This window comes from Micromonospora sp. NPDC005206 (assembly GCF_040608175.1).
GTDB lineage: Bacteria > Actinomycetota > Actinomycetes > Mycobacteriales > Micromonosporaceae > Micromonospora.
The window spans coordinates 166,585-182,568 of record NZ_JBEXHU010000013.1 but is presented as its reverse complement, the minus strand read 5'-3'; the positions used below and the strand labels follow the sequence as shown (position 1 = coordinate 182,568).

Here is a 15,984-nt window from a genome sequence, read left to right as displayed (position 1 = left end):
TCGTCAACCGGCGGCGGGGCCGCGCTCGCCGCTCGTCACCTCGCCGTTGCGGGAGGTCGACGGGTTCACGGTGGCGCGCAGGGTGATCGACTCGCCGGTGTGGTCGACCTCGAAGAGCGTCCCGGCCGGGAAGGTCGCCAACGTCTCCGGCGGAAGCTGGATAGTGCCGTCCCCGGCCACCACGGCGAAGTCCCGACCGTCCCGTCCCTCCGCGCCCACCCGGCCGTCGCGGATGGTGACGGCTCGACCCAGCTGGGCACCGACGTCACCGTCGTGGGTCACCACGACCACCGTCGTCCCCCGCTCGGAGTTGATGGTGGCCAGCGCGGCGAGCACCTCGTCGCGACCGGCCCCGTCGAGCTGACTGGTCGGCTCGTCGACCAGGAGCAGGCCGGGCCCGGCGGCGAGCCCCTGTGCCAGTGCGGCCCGCTGACGCTGCCCCGGGGTCAGGTCCCTCAAGCGGCGCGCGCCGGCGCCGGCGAGACCGACGAGCTCCAGGATCGCCTCCGGCGGATCCAGCCGGCGCCCGGCGAGCCGCGCCGCCGGCCGCTGGGCCAACCAGATGTTGCGCGACAGCGACACGTACGGCAGCAGGTTGCGTTCGGCGCCCTGCAACACCGTCCCGACCGTGGGCCCGCGGAGGGCGGCCAGACCGGTCGGGGACAGCCGGGACAGGTCGTGCTCGCCCACGTACGCCCGGCCGGCGCTGGGCCGCATGAGCCCGCCGAGAATGGAGACCAGGGTGGACTTGCCCGAGCCGGACGGCCCGACCAGCGCCAGCATCTCGCCGGCGGAGATGGACAGGTCCACGCCGGAGAGCGCGACCACGTCGCCGGTCCCGGTGGAGTAGATGTGGATCAGCCGGTGGCAGGTGACGGGGACGCCCTCGGAGGGCGGTGCGGCGGTCATCGGCCGGTCCGGCGGCGGACCGAGGCGGCGACGAACCGGCCGAGCACCGCCGCGGTGAGGGCGAAGAGAACGACCGTGGGCACCACGAACAACAGCAGTCGGCCAACGTCCGGCCAGTCGGGCAACGGGACCGGCGACCGGCCGTCACCGAACAGGCGCTGCCCACTCCGCATGAGGATCCAGATCACGAGGGTGGCGAGGCCGCCCGCCACGGTGGCGACCGCGACCGGCCATCCGTAGCCGCCGCGGACGGCGCGTGGGGGCAGCCCCTGCCGCCGGAGCGCCACCAGCATGGCGACCCGGTTGCGCTGTTCGGCGGCTGCCGCCGCGATGAGACCGGCCGCCCCGATCAGGACCCCGGCCAACGCGGCGAACAGGTTGAAGCGCAACGCCAACGCCGGCCCCTGCCGGTCGAAGCCCTGCCGCATACTGGCGGTCGTCCGGTCGTATTGGATGACCAGACCCTGTGCCCGCAGCCGGTCGACGATGTCGGCGGGCGCGGTCGGCGCCAACCAGACCTCCTTGACACCGGTCTGGCCGGCGACGGAGAGCCGGTCGGCGTACTCCAGGTCGACGATCATGCCGGATCCCCCGAGTCGGGGCAGTCGGTCCGCCAGGCCCTCAACCGTCGCCTGCGTCGGCGACCCGTCGATCCCCTCGTACGGGTATCCCCGTTGCAGGGATGCCGCCTTGGACCGGGTCAACCAACCGGGTAACGGGAACGGCGAATCGATGACGGCGATGCCGGCCGGCGTGGACCGACGGTTCTCGGCCACATCGAAGACCAGAGCGGCATCCCGGCCACTCGTGGCGGTCAGGAAGGTGTCCGTCGGGTCGGATTGCCGCCACCGTCGCAGGTCGGCCAACTCCGCTCCGGTCAGCCGCTCCGCGTCGCTGTCGCCGGTGCGCAACTCCTCGAAGCGGATCTTCAGCGGCCGGGAGACGACCGGGGCGACGATCTCCATGTTGACCAACCGGCATTCCTGCGCGCACTCGGGCACCTGCACGCGGTATTCGCGAAGGTCGGGACTGATGTCCTTGTGGGCGGTGATCCGGCGGGTGCCGGTCCTGCTGGCGACCGAGACGAAGAGGCGGACACGGTTCCCGCCGAAGGCGTCCTCGTCGTAGCTGGCGGAGAGGACCACGGTGAGTTCACGCCCCCGCAGCAGGAACGGTGCTCCCGGCGCCTCGGGGCGGATCTTTCGTGCGACGTCCGCCAGGGCCACGCCGTACGACGAGTGCGGCGCGGCCACCGTCGCCAGCCGGTCCGAGTCCACGGCGAGCACCGGCGTGCCGACCCCGGTGGCTGCCTCCTTCACCACCGCGGCCATCGCGAAGCGACCCTCGGGGTCGACGGCTCGGACGGACTCCAGCAGGTGCCGGTGCGACAGCGCGTCGACGCCGACCACGCGGGGTGCCCCGACCTCGACGGTCGCCCGATCCGTGTAGGCGGCCGACGCGACCTCGCTCGTCGCGGCGGTGAAGGCGAGCATCGCGACGACCACGGTGAGCAGCGCGATCAGTGGTCGGAATCGTGGTTGGCGGGTCACCTGAACGAGAGCGAGGCCAGCGGTTGTCCGGCCCCGTGCCAGCAGCGCCGCCCCCACCGCCGCCCCGGCGATCATGGCGACCCGCGCCAGCAGGAGGCCCGCGGCGAGCGCGCCGGCCACCGGAGCCAACAGGGCCAACCCCGAGGGCGACCCGCCGGAGCGCAACTGCACCAGGGCGGCCACCGCGATGGACACCGCCACGATGTCGCCGACGGTCGCCCGCCACCCCCGCATCCGCGCTGGCACCCGGCGCAGCAGGTCGACGACCGGTGCGGACAGGGTCCGCGCCTGGGCCAGCAGCACCGCGGTGAGCGCCCCGGCGGCGCCGACGGCGGCGTAGCCGATCACGGTCGTGTCCACCATGACGTCGGCACGGGCGGGCAGGGTGTGCGCGGCGAGCAGTCTGGCGGCGGCGAGGCCACCCAGGCAGCCCAGGGGGATCGCGACCAGCACGGGTACGGCGTGCTCGCCGATCGCCAGTGCCCACAGCCGTCGGCGCTGCACCCCGCGGAGCAGGAGCAGGCCCTGTTCCGGTCGGCGCTCGTCGGCCGCCGAGCTGACCGCCACGAAGAGCACCAGCCAGCAGAGCAGGACGAGCAGGCCGGCACCCAGTGTCACGCCCGCGGCCAGCTGCCCACGTTGGAGGGTGACGCGATCGAGCAGGCTCGGCAGCGAGGTGCCGGCACCGAAACCCTCGCGGCTTCCGTCGCGCGTCACCGCCGCGGCGGTGTCCCGCAGGTCCTGCCCCGACCGGGTCGACACCGCCTGCTCGGTCACGTACAGGTCAGCAATCGATCGGTACAGGATGGCGTCGTCGTCGGCCAAGGGCGAGGACTCGGAGGTGAAGATGGCGTCAGGTGCGCTGCCCACGGCCGACGGGGGCGCCGAACCCGGTGCGGGTGGCCGGAGATATTCGCCGCCGAGCCAGAACGGGTCGGTCGCGTCCAGCGGCCGGTAGACGCCGGCCACCCGCACCGGCACCGCGCCGAACGTGAACTGGCCGCCGGTGGCGACACCCAGATGCGCTGCGGTATTCGTGCTGACCAGCACCTCGGGCAGCTGCCCCTTGGAGGTGGACCGGGGGCAGGCGCCGACAATCACGACCCGTTCGCACACCCCCGCTCGGTAGATCAGGTTCGAGGTCACGCGCCCGGCTGGGCCGGCGGCGACGCCGCCGCTCTGCGCGCCGAGGACGACCACGAACCCGGCCGGCGCGAGTCGCTCGACCTTGGCGGCGAACACACTCCCGGTCGGGTCGCCCGGCATCCCCGGGTACTCCGTGGGGTCGGTGAGCCGCAGCCGCAGTTCGTTCGGGTCGGCGGTGGAGAACTCGTTGCTGGCGAGGGCCCGCCCGGCGGCGGCCACGTAGCCGGGTGCGGCCGCGGCGGCGGCACTGGCGAGCACCGCGAGCAGGAGCACCGCCAGGGCTTGCGCCCGGCGGGCCGCGAGCGCGCCCCCGATGACGGCCAACATGGACGGTGACGCTACCGACGAGCCGGCCCGCGCACCGCCCCGCGTACGCGGATCGATACGGACCGGTTACCTACCGCAAGCTACCTCAATCGCGCACGATCTCCGCTCGCCCGTCGACGAGGTGCAGCTCCGCCGCGCAGGCGGCGGCGACCTCCGCGTCGTGGGTGGCGAACACGACGGCCGCGCCCCGCCGGGCCTCGTCGTGCAACAGATCCAGCACCCGTTGCCGGTTGCCCGCGTCCAGCTCACTGGTCACCTCGTCGGCCAGCAGCACACCGCCGCCCAGGGCCAGGCCGCGGGCGATGGCCGTACGCTGCTGCTGGCCGCCCGACAGCTCCTCGACCAGCTGGTCGGCCTGCCCGGCGAGGCCCAGCTGAGCCAGCGCCGTGGCGGTCTGCCGGCGCGCCTCGGGCGGTGCCACGCCGCCGGCGACGAGAGTCACCTGCACGTTCTCCGCGGCGGTCAGGATCGGGGCCAGCCCGTTGTCCTGGGGGATGAGGACGATCCGGTGGTCCACCGCGTGATCACGGTCGCGGAGCGGCTGCCCGTCAACGGTCACCGCCCCGTCGCGCGGCCGCAGCAGCCCCGCCATGGCGTTGAGCAGGGTGGTCTTGCCCGCGCCCGACGAGCCGGTCAACGCCAGCACCCGACCCGGCCGGACCGTCACCGAGACGTCCGTGAGGACGGGTGGCGCGTCGCCGTACCCGAGCGTCATCCTTTGGATGGTCAACATCTGCAACCGCCCCTCCCCGAGGATTCGCACAGTGCCATGGCGAGCGGGGGCGGCACAATCCGTCGATTCGTCGCGCCGCCGTCGAGAACGTCGTCACTGAACCGGCGCGGTGAACCTCTCGTACAGGACGAGGATGGTGAGGAAGGCGGTGAGCAGCCCGAGGGCGGCCAGTGCGGGCAGGACCCCGGCGACCGGCACCAGCAGCAGTGTCACGCCGATGGCGACGAACTGGCTCGGCGAGGTGCGGACGGTCAGCCGGAGGAACAGGAACCGGCCGATCAGGTAGACCGCGGCGCCGCCGTACAACACGATGGCTCACCGCCCCGTCCTCGTGCTGCCACGCGTCGGGGATCACCAGTGTGGCCACGAAGATGGCGGCCATCGCCACGATCATCCCGGCCCGCACCAGGCCGACGTCGGCGCGGACCTGGTTGCTCAGCCAGGTGTAGCAGCTCCAGGCGTACCAGAACCAGGTCGAAGAAGATCTCGAAGGTGGTCGCCCGGTGTGACTCCTCCAGGAGCACCGGTCGGGTCCGAAGGACGCGGCTCATCAGCTCATCCTCGCTCAGGCACCCGTCGTCGAGCCGAAGATCAGGTCGAGGTGGGCATCCAGCGCCACCAAGGCCTGCTCGGCGGTGTACTGCCCGCCCAGCAGATAGATGCCCAGCCCTTCCATCAGCGCCAGCAGGCCGGCCGCGGCGGCGTCGGCGTTCCGAAGGGGCAGCAGGCCGGCGATGAACCCGGTCAGCTGCCCGGTGTCCTCGCGCAGGCTGGACGCGGCTGCCGGCCGCACCGCGGTGTAGGCGAGGAACGCCAGCGCCACCCGGCCGTCGTCGCGGGTCCGCTCGTCGAGTGGCAGCAGGGCGGCGATCATCGTGCGGAGCAGCAGCCGAGGGGCTGGGTCCGGGCCCAGCCGGTCCATCGCCTCGGTGACCCGGATCTGGCTGCGCTCGCGGACCACGGCCAGCGCGAACGCCATCATCTCGTCCTTGGTGCGGAAGTAGTGCTGAACCATGCCGGCGGACACGCCGGCCTCGGCAGCCACGTGACGGAGGCTGACGGCCTCCAGGCCCTGATCCGCGGCGACCCGCATCAGCGCGTCAGCGATGAGGGTGCGTCGCTCCTGGTGATCGACCTTCTTGGGCATGACCTCGATCATCTCAGAGTGGATGGCGCGGACACGCCGCCGACGGGCGGCGGCTACCGGCTGACGGCGCCGGTCGCGGGGGTGCCGCGAGCGCTGCGCAGGAGGCCGTCCGGATCGTCGGCGTACAGCCGCAGCTCGTCCATCGGCTCGGTCCGACCCTTGGGCAGGTCGAAGGTCGTCGGTCGGCGCAGCAGAACGTCGATGCTGGTCTGAGCGCCGACCGAGATGTTCAGGACCCGTCGTTCGCCCTCCTGCTCGACCTGCACCGACCTGCTGGAGGGCAGCGAGCGGTGACGCTTGCGCAGGGCCTCGATGTCCGTCCACGGGATCCAGATGTCGATTCCCGAACTCAGCCGCACCCGCAGGCCCCGGTCACCGACGAGGTGTGGGTGGATCCGCATGCTCGCGTAGAGACCGGCCATCCAGAGCAGACCCCAGATGCCGAGGCCGAGCACGATCCAGCGGGCCGGCCGCCACGGCACCACGTGGGTGACGATGAGGTCGAAGACCGGAATCTCGACGATCGACAGGGCGATGAAGATGCCGAGGATCGGCTTGACCACGCCGAGGTAGCCGAACGGATCGTCGCCCTGGGCCAGCGGCAGCGGCTTACGCCGTGCCCACACGTAGAGGCTGCGCCACATGGCGCCCTCCGTCGCTGCGGCCCGGCGGAGCAGTGGAGCCACCCTCGCCCTGGTCGGGGCCTTCATGTCGGTCATTCCTCGTCCTCGCTCGTGGGCTGGCGGTCAGTGGACGGTGACGGTTCCGGCGCCGCCGTCGACGGTGACGAGTTGGCCGGTGGAGATGGTCCGGGTGGCGTCAGACACGCAGATGACGGCGGGGATGCCGTACTCCCGGGCCACGGTGGGGCCGTGCGCCATGATCGCGCCGGTCTCGGTGACCAGCGCCGAGGCGGTGAGGAACAACGGCGTCCAGCCGGGGTCGGTGGTCGCGGCGACCAGGACCTCGCCGGGCTCGATGTGGGCGGTTGCCGGGTCGTGGACGACCCGGGCGGAGCCGGTCACCCGGCCCGCCGACGCCCCCACACCGGTGAGGGTGCCGTCGCGGGCGGGTTCCGAGGGCAGGATGGTCTCGACGTCGGTGCCGTCGGACAGCAGGGCCACCGGTACCGACCTGCGGCGCAACTCCCGGTGGTGCACCGCCCGGCGGGAGGTGACCGTGGCCCGGTGATCGGTGCTGCGGTGGACCGCAGCCTCCGCCTCGTCCAGGGTCAGGAACATGATGTCGTCGGGCTGCTCCAGCAGACCGGCGGCGGTGAGGTCGGCGCCGATGAGCAGCAGTTGCCGGCGGTTCTCCCGCAACGGGTACAGCCCGGCGAACTTGCCGGCCTCCCGCAGGCCGGCCAACGACCGGGCCCGGCGTAGCAGGAACCCGGCGATGGTGCCGCGTACCGGCCGGCGACGGCGGGCCCGCGCGGCCAGTTCGTCCAGCGCGGTCTCGGCTGCCGCGGCGGCCCGTTGGAAGCGTTGATCGGGCCCCTGCTGCGGGTCGGTGACCCGCAGGTAGTTGGCGATCGCCGCGAAGACCGGTGCCGGATCCTCCGCCCAGCGCGGCACGCCGAGGTCGACCTCAGCGACGCCGCGATGACCGTAGGCGTCCAGGAACGCGGCCATTCCGATGTCGGGCAGCGTGCCGCGCAGATAACGCGCGGCCAACTCGTCCGGCGGGGTGTCGAGCAGGAGTTGGCGGTGCTCGTCCGCGTCCCGGGCGAGTCGCCAGAGCGCCAGGTCCATCTCGATGGTGACGTTGTGCGGCATCCCGCCCAGCACGGTGTGGATCTCGTCCGGGCGGGCGACGCCCTTGAGCAACGAGGCCGGCAACGCGGCGGCGAGCATGCCCGTCACGATGGGCCACATGATGTCGTCCGCACTGTTCTCGCCGTCCTGCGCGCGAAGGAAGCGCAGCCGGTCGGTGGAGGTCCGCAGGTCGTCGGGCGCCGCCGACCGCACTTCCATCCGCTCGACCGCCTGGAACATCCGGATCCGCGCCGCGTCGGGACGGGCCAGCGCGCGCAGGATTCCCACCACCGCACGGCCGGCCGTGCGCAGGGACGCCCCGGCCGCCGCGCCGCGCTCGGTGCTGCCCGTGGTCGGCGCGAACCGCGGATCCGCCAGGACGTGCTCCATCACCGCCTGTGCCCGCGGGCCGAAGTCGACCGCCATGAGCTTGACCAGCCGCTTGCGGGACGACCTGCTCCGGGCCAGCTCGGTCAGGTCACCGTAGAGGCGACCGCCGATGTCGACGATCTCGACCCGGACGCCGAGCGCGGCGAGCATCGCCGCGATCTGTGACCGCAGCGTGGACATGCCCATCGGTGTGACCGGTTGCAGCATGCCCTGAACGTGACCGAACTCCAGATAGACCCGGGGGAGGGGCTTGCCGGTCTCCGGAGGGAGGAGAAACAAGCTGGTGATCGGCCGGGACTGTAGCAACCACAGCAGGCCGTCCCCGTCGATGGCCCATTCCACGTCCTGCGGGGAGCCGAAGTGACCCTGCAGCCGCGCACCCGTGGTCCGCAGCTCCGCCAGGTGCGCCGATGTCAGGCATCCCGTGTCGTCCCGGGTGACGCCGTCGAGGACGTAGTGGTCCACGGTCGTCGCACCTTCCACCACGGTGGTGCCGAGCCCCGGCGCCGCGTCGACCGCCATCTCGTCGCGGCGGCCGGTCAGTGGGTTCGCGGTGAACAGCACTCCCGCCACCACAGGGGTGATCATGTGTTGCACGACGACGGCCATCCGCACCGCCTGATGATCGATGGCACGGGCGTCGCGGTAGGCCGTCGCGCGGGCGGTGTGCAGCGAATCCCAGCACTTCCTGATCGCGGCGATCAGCTCGGTGGCGCCCGTGACGTTCAGGACCGTGTCCTGCTGCCCGGCGAAACTCGCGTCGGGCAGGTCCTCCGCCGTGGCGCTGGAGCGCACCGCCACGGGGCCCGCGCCGAGTCGCTGGTACGCGGCGAGGATCTCGGCCTGCGGGATGACACCGAGCCGGTGAGACTCGGCGGTGACGCAGAACCCCTCGGGGACCCGTTCGCCCAGCCGGATCAGCTCGCCCAGCCCGGCCGCCTTGCCACCCACCAGGTCGACCATGTCGGCGGTTGCCTCGGACAGCGCGATCACGTGCATCTGGGCCCCTTTTCGATGCAATGCAACTGCATTGCATCCCACCGTACCCGGTTCGCGATACGACTGCAATGTCACGTCGGGCGGCGGCCGGACGGCAGCCGTGACCCGGAGCTGAGGCGTTGCCGGGATCTGCCATGCTCGGTGCGGTGACGACCGGCCACCCCACCAGAGTCCGCACCCACCGCCGCGTCCGCAGCCGCACCACCGTCCGGGTTCTCGTCGCGCTCGTCGCGCTCGGAGCCCTCATTGGCGTAGCCGTGGTCGTCGTGCCGATGCTGCGACCGCCGGGCCCGCGTCCGCTCTTCCAACTTCCCGTCTCCTGCGGCGAGACGTGGCAGCTCAGCACCTATCCCGGCCACGACGACTACGACGTCGACCTGTTTCCGACCGAGGGTGAGGCGTGGGGACGGCCGGTGCTCGCGTCCTACGCCGGCACGGTCACTGTGGCGGGCGTCAACGGATCGCTGGGCGGGCGTAACCCGGAGAATCCGGAGGGCCCGCGCGGTCGCGGTGGCGGTTACTGGGTGAAGATCGACCACGGCGGCAAGTGGGAGACCCAGTACCTTCACCTGCTCGAACCGCCGCTGGTCCGGGAGGGGCAGCGGGTCGCCCAGGGCGACCAGATCGGCCGCCTCGGCAGCACCGGCAACTCCGGGGCCCCGCACCTGCACTACGAGCAGCGCCGCGGCTGGGACAAGGTCGAGACGCACTTCGACGGGGAGCCGTCGGGTATCACCACCGACGAGCGCGAACACATCGTCAAGCGGACGAGCAACAACTGCCGCCCGGAGTGACGGTCGGCGCCACCGTCCGCTGAGGACCGCGCGACCCACGTTTGCCCAGAACGGCTCCGGGCAACTGATGAGGTGACAGTTCAGCCGCAGGGAGGAGCCGACGATGACCAAGGGTGACGTCGACACGTACCACGAGGACGGGCAGTGGAAGAACCGGCCCGAGGGCAATGAGCGGGCCAGCAGTACGCATGACTCCAAGGCCGACGCGCAGGCCCAGGGTCGCGAGATGGCTGCCGACCGTGGCGTCGAGCACGTGATTAAGAAGCAGGACGGCACGATCGGGGAGAAAAACACCTACCCACGCAGCCGCGACCCGCGAGACATTGAGGGCTGACCGCCTCCAGCCTCCTGCGGACTGACCTCTTCGGCGCGGCCGAGGAGGTCAGTCCGCGTTCAGCGACTGCGTGACCCGTCAGCACTGTGCTTCATCTTCGTCCGCGAACTGTGCGTGCGTCATACGGCCGAGCGTGGGCTACTGGGGCCTGACCCGCCCCGTCGGACAGGGGCCGAGGCGGCCCGGGTCAGGCCGGCACCACGTACGGGAAGGCGTCGGCGCGGGCGGCCTTGGTCACGTCCGGGGTGAGGCCGGACGTCATCCCGGTGTTCAGCACCAGGGAGAACATCACCTCGGGCGCGTTGTCGGCCATGGTGCGACCGTTGCGGACCGCGAAGCCGTAGTTGGCCGCCGTCCCGACCTGGTACGGCAGCACATCGGGATACACCTGCCGGACCACGCTCCAGCCGTACGCCTGGGGATCCGGCGCGGTCCCGTTCGCGGCGACCACCCGCGCGACCGCTGACGCGATCTCCTCGCCGTCCTCGGTGAGGTCCTTGCTGGGGTGTCGCGCGTTGGCCGGGTTGGAGAAGTCGGTGTCGGTCGGCCAGAAGGTCGGCCACATCATCGGGTGGCCGCCACGGTTGATCGGCCGCCACCCCCCGGCGTCGGTCGCCAGCTTGGTGGTGCACCAGACGCCGATCTGCGTGCCGTCGCGCAGCAGCGGCTCGTCCTGGGAGACCTCGAGGACGATCGACTCGACGGTGGTGCCGGCGAAGCTGTTTGTGGCCTGGTCGGCCTTCCACGCCGCGCGGTCCAGCTTCGCGCCGTTCTTGAACGCGGCGTTGACGGTCGCGAGCTGGCCGAGGTCGATGTAGAACGGGTCGGTGATCCGCCCGGCCCAGATCCGGACGTTTCCGCCGCTCGACACCTCGCCGGTCCGGCCCTCGACGACGGGAGTACCCATCGCGGCGTCGTCACGGGCATCCGCTCCGGTGAGCTCGTACACCATCAGCGTCTGCTTCCCGGCGCCGTCCGGTTCGCCGAAGGCCACCCGGTAGGTCAACTCCTCGAACTCGCCGCCATCGACGTGAATCTTGATTTCGTAGCGCGCCTCGGCATGGAAGCCGCGCTGGATGTCGGCCTTCGTCACCGAGCTGTTGACGTCCATGACGAACACGGTGGCGCGCTCTCCGTTGAAGACGTACAGGTCGTTGATGTAGAGCTGGCCGTTCTGGGCGGCGAGGGGGGTGTCGAGGTGGTGCGACATAGGTTCACTCCCGGTGATGCCGGAATTACTGGGCGAATCCGAACATAGCGGGCATCGTTTGTTCGTCTCGGGTCATCGGCCGAATCCGCGCCCCGGCCTTCCGCTCGGCTGATCAGGAGCTGCGGGTCACCGAGGGTGCCGCCCGCTGGGGGAGGGCGACGATGGTGGAGCGGAGGCGGTTGAGGGCTTCCGCACGAGCGCCGGTCAGCGACGGTTCCTCCGTCAGCAGTGCCGGACGGACCTCGACATGGCGGGGCATCTGGGTGAACGCCGTGGTGATGGCATCGAGGACCGCCGGATGGCTGCCCCAGGGCCCGCCGAGGATGACCAGTCGCGGGTCGGTGAGCGCGACGATGGCGGCGAGAACGCCGCTGACGGCGCGCCCCAGCGCTTCACGCGTGGCCATGTCGGTCTGACGGACGCGATCCGCGTCGATGGCCGTCGTGCCGGCGCGGCGCAGGTCGAGGTCGGCGAACACGTCGATGAACCGGGTTGCCTGGCCGTGTGGGCCGATGGTCAGCAGGTGGGCGATCTCGCCGGCCAGCCCGGTGTGGCCTCGGCGTACCTCGCCATCACTGACGACCGCGCAGCCCAGCCCCTCGCCGAGGAAGACGTAGGCGAAGTCGCTCAAGCGGGTCGGATCGTTGTCTCGTTCGGCCTGCGCCGCCCAGTTGACGTCGTTGTCGACGATGACCGGGCCGCCGACCTGTGGCGCCAGCACGTCGACCGGGTCGAGGTCGCCGAGCAGGAACGGTGCGTCGGGCAGTCGGACCAGTCGACCGCTGGCGCGTTCCACCGGGTCGGCGGCGCTGACGACCGCCAGTCGGATCGCTCCTCCGGCGCTCTCCCGTGCCTGTGCGGCGGCGGTGCCCAGGGCCGTCGCGACCTGCTCGGCCCGTGCCGGCCGGCTGATGTCGTGGCGGGTTCGCGCAAGGATGTCGCCGTGGGCGTCGACCCGCTCGACGACCACTCCGTCGGGCGCGATGCTGATGGCCAGGGCGGTGCCGGCCGTGTCGGCGAGGGCGTAGTACGAGCCGACGCGGCCCCGGCCGCGCCCGCCGGGCGTCCGTTCCCCGGTGTCCACGACCAGGCCGGCTTCGGCCAGCCGGCGCACGCTCTCGCCAACGGTGGGCTTGGACAGGCCGCTGCGGGTCGCCAGGTCGGCCCGGGTCAGCCGCCGTGCCTGCATCAACTCCCGCAGCACGTGCTCGTCGGTCAGCGAGCGGAGCAGCTCCAGCGAGGGCTTGACGGTGGTCACCCACCGATTCTAGGCAGGAGCCTTGCCTAGAAGGGTGCCCGCCTCCTACAGTCTTTCCAAGAAGGAGCCCTAACTAGAAGGAGTCGCGCCGTGAACGCCCAGCCCGCTCTGGCCGCCGCACCGCTCCCGCCCCTGCCGCACTGGGAGTCGCCGCCGAACGACCTTTCCGCCGCCATCCGCCAGATCAAGGCCGCGCTACGGGCCCGAATCGAGGTCTCCGGCCGCACCGTCGAGGAGGTGTTCGCGGTCGTCGAACAGCGGGTCCAGGCGAAGGTCGACGACGTCACCGCCGCCAGGGAGCGCGGCGAGACGATCTGGCCGGTCATCGAGTACGCGGACATCGAGGCCGGCACGGTGTCAGCCGAAGCGGTGGAGAAGCTGCGCGAGCGGGGCTGCATCGTCGTACGCGGGCATTTCGACCGCCAGCAGGCCCTCGACTGGGACCGCGACATCGTCGACTACGTGGACGGCAACGGCTTCTTCGAGGCGTACCGAGGGCCCGGCGACGACTTCTTCGGCAGCGTGGGGTCCAAGCCCGAGATCTACCCGGTCTACTGGTCGCCGGCCCAGATGCAGGCCCGCCAGAGCGACCGGATGGCCCGGGTGCAGGCGTTCCTGAACAGCCAGTGGAAGCACGAGTCCGAGGGTGTGCGGTGGTTCGACCCGAACCGCGACTCGCTCTACCCGGACCGGATCCGCCGCCGGCCGCCGGGCGCCGACTCGGGCGGTCTGGGCACCCACCTCGACCCCGGCACCCTCGACCTGTGGATGACCGAGGCCTACCAAAGGACCTTCCGGCACCTCTTCAGCGGCACGGTCGAGCAGTACGACCCCTGGGACGCCGCCCACCGCACCGCCGGACCGCAGTATCCCGGCACCACCATGTGCTCGGCCTTCCGCACCTTCCAGGGCTGGACCGCGCTCTCCGACATGGACCATGACCAGGGAGTGCTGCACACGGTCCCGATCCCCGAGGCGATGGGCTACCTGATGCTCCGGCCGCTGCTGGCCGACGTGCCCGCCGACGACATGTGCGGCGTCACGGTCAACCAGGTCTTTCCCGCCAACGACAGGTGGCACCCGCTGCTCATGCGGGCCCTCACCGGCATCCCCGACGTCAGGGCGGGCGACTCCGTCTGGTGGCACTGCGACATGATCCACAGCGTGGCGCCCGTCCAGGGGCAACAGGGGTGGGGCAATGTCATGTACATTCCCGCGGCCCCGTGGTGCCCCCGCAACGAGCGGTACTCGGCGGCCGTCCGGGAGGCGTTCCAGACCGGGTCCAGCCCGACCGACTTCCCGGCCGAGCACTACGAGCGCGGTTGGCCCAACCGCTTCCAGCCCGACAGCCTCAACCCCACCGGACGGCGCGGCCTGGGCCTGGACTGATCGCCCGCACCGGACAGCGGGCCGACGGTGCGGGCCTCCGTCGGACGGAGCGCAACAGCGCATGGCGGTGGGCCGCCCGAAGATGCTCTCGGGCGGCCCAATCGCGGGTGGTACGAGCTGTCGGCGTCCTCAGATGCGGGACCACTTCTGGTTGGCGGCGCCGATGCAGTCCCACAGGTGCAGTTTGCCGCCGTTGGCGGGGTTGGCGTCCCGAACGTCCACGCACCGGTTGGCGCTGACGTTGATCAGGTCGCCGGCGGCGTTGAGGGTGAAGCGTTGGGCGGGATTGCCGTTGCAGGAGACCAGGTTGACCTCGGTGCCGTTGGCGGTGCCCGCCCAGGCGGGGTCCATGCACTTGCCCATCGCGCGGACGGTCCCATCGGAGGCGAAGGTCCAGGCCTGCGCGGCGGTGGTGTTGCAGTCCCAGATCTGCAGCTTGGCGCCCTCGACCGGGTTGGCGCTGGGGATGTCGATGCAGCGTCCGCTCTGCGCGCCTCGGATCCGGCTGGTGCCGGGGGCCGGGTCGCCGCCACCGCCGGAGGTGTAGCCGGACACCCGGACGTAGTCGACGAGCATCTGCTGCGGGAACTGCGTGGAGCCGTCCGGGTAACCGGGCCAGTTACCGCCGACCGCCACGTTGAGGATCATGAAGAAGGGGTGGTCGAAGACCCACCGGTTGCCGCCCAGCCGGGCGGGGTCGACCCGGTGGTACTGCACCCCGTCCAGATACCAGGTGATCACGTTCGGCTCCCAGTCCACCCGGTAGGTGTGAAAGCCGTCGGCGAGTGGCCCGCCGAGGGTGCGGCTGCCGGTGATGCCACCGCCGCCGGAGTAGCCAGGCCCGTGCACGGTGCCGTAGACGGTGTTGGGTTCCCTGCCGATGTTTTCCATGACGTCGATCTCGCCGACGTTGGGCCATCCTCCGCTGCCGGTGCCGAGCATCCAGAACGCCGGCCAGATGCCCTGACCGCGCGGGATCTTGATGCGGGCCTCGAACCGGCCGTACGTCTGGGTGAAGGTGGCCGCGGTCAGCAGCCGCGCCGAGGTGTACTCGCAGCGCCCGTAGTGGCACTGATAGTTGGCGGGGTTGTCCCGGCGGGCGGTGATGACCAGATTGCCCTGGCCGTCGTGGACGGCGTTGCTGGTGCTGTTGGTGTAGTACTGCCGCTCGTTGTTGCCCCAGCCGCCACCGCCGATGTCGAAGCGCCATTTGCCCTGGTCGACGGCTGCGCCGGCCGGAGCGTTGAACTCGTCCTGCCAGGTGATCGGGCCGATGGCGGCCTCGGCCCGGTCCGGGTGCGCCGGGAGGACGAGAGCCGAGGTGGTGGCGAGGAGAGCGACCGCGGCGAGGACGAGGGGTCGGAAACGGGGGGCGGGACGGGCGTTGAACACGGGGGGCTCCTCAGCGAGTGGGGTGGCGGAGGCTGTGCACCGGAGGGCCTGAGAGCGCTCTCTATAGCGAAGCATGTCGATATGACGGTCTTTTTGTCAAGAGTGTTTCCAATGCGACGACAGTCCACTACCGGAGCGTCGCAGTCGCCCGGGTCGGGCTGGTCCACCGTCCGCCCATCCGGGCGCCGCTCCCACCCGGCGGCCGACCGCCGGGCCGACTCTCGCCTGCCTTCGACAGCGGCGGCAGGACCCGGTTCGGGAGCGGGGGCTGGATCTGGTTCGGGAGCGGGTGGCAGGACCGGTTCGGGAGCGGGGGCAGGACCTGCGGGTCTGCGGCCGCACCGGGCTGAGGGCACCTTCTTTGCCGCCTTTGCTCTGCTTCAACCCGCGCAACGGTTTCGGGCCGCGAGTGTTGCGTGGGTTGAAGCAGAGCAAAGGGTGCGAGCTGACCACTGGCGCGTCCGCTGGCGAACCGACGTCGCTGGCGAGCCGACGTCGCTGGCGAGCCGACGTCGCTGGCGAGCCGACGTCGCTGGCGAACCGACGTCTCCGAGGGTCACGGTTCGCCGGTGAACCTGTGCACCGCCATCCGCTGCGGCTCCGGAGCACATTCCTCCGATAGGGGTCTAATCGATCCTTCCTATTGCCG

13 protein-coding genes and 1 pseudogene are annotated in these 15,984 nt (G+C 71.4%); 3 read left to right on the top strand and 11 right to left on the bottom strand.

Annotation, left to right across the window (positions count from 1 at the left end; genetic code table 11):
- Positions 1 to 3: 3 nt before the first annotated feature.
- The 8 genes and pseudogenes from ABZU69_RS21255 to ABZU69_RS21220 all read right to left on the bottom strand — a co-directional run bounded on the left by ABZU69_RS21255 (position 4) and on the right by ABZU69_RS21220 (position 8,958).
- Positions 4 to 909: an ATP-binding cassette domain-containing protein gene (locus tag ABZU69_RS21255; protein WP_354966057.1), complete on the bottom strand. Its 906-nt coding sequence runs from the start codon at positions 907 to 909 to the stop codon at positions 4 to 6.
- Complete coding sequence (locus tag ABZU69_RS21250) at positions 906 to 3,932, bottom strand: FtsX-like permease family protein (protein ID WP_354966056.1); 3,027 nt, start codon at positions 3,930 to 3,932, stop codon at positions 906 to 908. Before ABZU69_RS21250 ends, ABZU69_RS21255 begins: the two co-directional genes overlap by 4 nt.
- Before the next feature lie 85 nt (positions 3,933 to 4,017).
- A complete protein-coding gene (locus ABZU69_RS21245) occupies positions 4,018 to 4,665 on the bottom strand; it encodes an ATP-binding cassette domain-containing protein (RefSeq protein ID WP_354966132.1) in 648 nt (215 codons plus the stop codon).
- A gap of 93 nt (positions 4,666 to 4,758) precedes the next feature.
- Positions 4,759 to 4,974 (bottom strand): hypothetical protein, encoded by a 216-nt coding sequence (locus ABZU69_RS21240; RefSeq protein WP_354966055.1) that lies wholly within the window; start codon positions 4,972 to 4,974, stop codon positions 4,759 to 4,761.
- Positions 4,975 to 5,050: 76 nt separating this feature from the next.
- Positions 5,051 to 5,104: pseudogene (locus ABZU69_RS21235) on the bottom strand (hypothetical protein); the annotation flags it as partial.
- Positions 5,105 to 5,230: 126 nt separating this feature from the next.
- Complete coding sequence (locus tag ABZU69_RS21230; protein WP_354966054.1) at positions 5,231 to 5,812, bottom strand: TetR family transcriptional regulator C-terminal domain-containing protein; 582 nt, start codon at positions 5,810 to 5,812, stop codon at positions 5,231 to 5,233.
- A 53-nt stretch (positions 5,813 to 5,865) separates the two neighbouring features.
- Positions 5,866 to 6,531 (bottom strand): hypothetical protein, encoded by a 666-nt coding sequence (locus tag ABZU69_RS21225; RefSeq protein WP_354966053.1) that lies wholly within the window; start codon positions 6,529 to 6,531, stop codon positions 5,866 to 5,868.
- 27 nt (positions 6,532 to 6,558) lie between these two features.
- The gene (locus tag ABZU69_RS21220; RefSeq protein ID WP_354966052.1) at positions 6,559 to 8,958 is read right to left on the bottom strand and encodes a PEP/pyruvate-binding domain-containing protein; all 2,400 of its coding nucleotides are present in this window, start codon (positions 8,956 to 8,958) and stop codon (positions 6,559 to 6,561) included.
- A gap of 146 nt (positions 8,959 to 9,104) precedes the next feature.
- Between ABZU69_RS21220 and ABZU69_RS21215 the strand changes: the two genes are divergently transcribed.
- Both ABZU69_RS21215 and ABZU69_RS21210 read left to right on the top strand, forming a co-directional pair.
- On the top strand, positions 9,105 to 9,752 hold the full coding sequence (locus ABZU69_RS21215; protein WP_354966051.1) for a M23 family metallopeptidase: 648 nt from the start codon (positions 9,105 to 9,107) through the stop codon (positions 9,750 to 9,752).
- Between the two features lie 103 nt (positions 9,753 to 9,855).
- On the top strand, positions 9,856 to 10,086 hold the full coding sequence (locus ABZU69_RS21210) for a DUF2188 domain-containing protein (RefSeq protein ID WP_354966050.1): 231 nt from the start codon (positions 9,856 to 9,858) through the stop codon (positions 10,084 to 10,086).
- Positions 10,087 to 10,273: 187 nt separating this feature from the next.
- Here the strand turns inward: ABZU69_RS21210 and ABZU69_RS21205 are convergent, their stop codons facing one another.
- Positions 10,274 to 11,296, bottom strand: coding sequence for a DUF4331 family protein (locus ABZU69_RS21205; RefSeq protein WP_354966049.1), 1,023 nt, complete (start codon positions 11,294 to 11,296; stop codon positions 10,274 to 10,276).
- 112 nt (positions 11,297 to 11,408) lie between these two features.
- Positions 11,409 to 12,554 carry an ROK family transcriptional regulator gene (locus ABZU69_RS21200; RefSeq protein ID WP_354966048.1) on the bottom strand — a complete coding sequence of 382 codons (1,146 nt, stop codon included), beginning with the start codon at positions 12,552 to 12,554 and terminating at the stop codon, positions 11,409 to 11,411.
- 90 nt (positions 12,555 to 12,644) lie between these two features.
- Here ABZU69_RS21200 and ABZU69_RS21195 point away from each other — a divergent pair, with 90 nt between their 5' ends.
- Positions 12,645 to 13,943, top strand: a complete 1,299-nt coding sequence (locus tag ABZU69_RS21195; RefSeq protein ID WP_354966047.1) for a DUF1479 domain-containing protein — start codon at positions 12,645 to 12,647, stop codon at positions 13,941 to 13,943.
- A gap of 129 nt (positions 13,944 to 14,072) precedes the next feature.
- Here the strand turns inward: ABZU69_RS21195 and ABZU69_RS21190 are convergent, their stop codons facing one another.
- Positions 14,073 to 15,335, bottom strand: a complete 1,263-nt coding sequence (locus tag ABZU69_RS21190; RefSeq protein WP_354966046.1) for a family 16 glycosylhydrolase — start codon at positions 15,333 to 15,335, stop codon at positions 14,073 to 14,075.
- Positions 15,336 to 15,984 lie beyond the last annotated feature (649 nt).

Coding starts and splice junctions, on each gene's coding strand:
- ABZU69_RS21255 (WP_354966057.1), bottom strand. CDS start 909: ATGACCGCCGCACCGCCCTCCGAGGGCGTCCCCGTCACCTGCCACCGG.
- ABZU69_RS21250 (WP_354966056.1), bottom strand. CDS start 3,932: ATGTTGGCCGTCATCGGGGGCGCGCTCGCGGCCCGCCGGGCGCAAGCC.
- ABZU69_RS21245 (WP_354966132.1), bottom strand. CDS start 4,665: ATGTTGACCATCCAAAGGATGACGCTCGGGTACGGCGACGCGCCACCC.
- ABZU69_RS21230 (WP_354966054.1), bottom strand. CDS start 5,812: ATGCCCAAGAAGGTCGATCACCAGGAGCGACGCACCCTCATCGCTGAC.
- ABZU69_RS21225 (WP_354966053.1), bottom strand. CDS start 6,531: ATGACCGACATGAAGGCCCCGACCAGGGCGAGGGTGGCTCCACTGCTC.
- ABZU69_RS21220 (WP_354966052.1), bottom strand. CDS start 8,958: ATGCACGTGATCGCGCTGTCCGAGGCAACCGCCGACATGGTCGACCTG.
- ABZU69_RS21210 (WP_354966050.1), top strand. CDS start 9,856: ATGACCAAGGGTGACGTCGACACGTACCACGAGGACGGGCAGTGGAAG.
- ABZU69_RS21205 (WP_354966049.1), bottom strand. CDS start 11,296: ATGTCGCACCACCTCGACACCCCCCTCGCCGCCCAGAACGGCCAGCTC.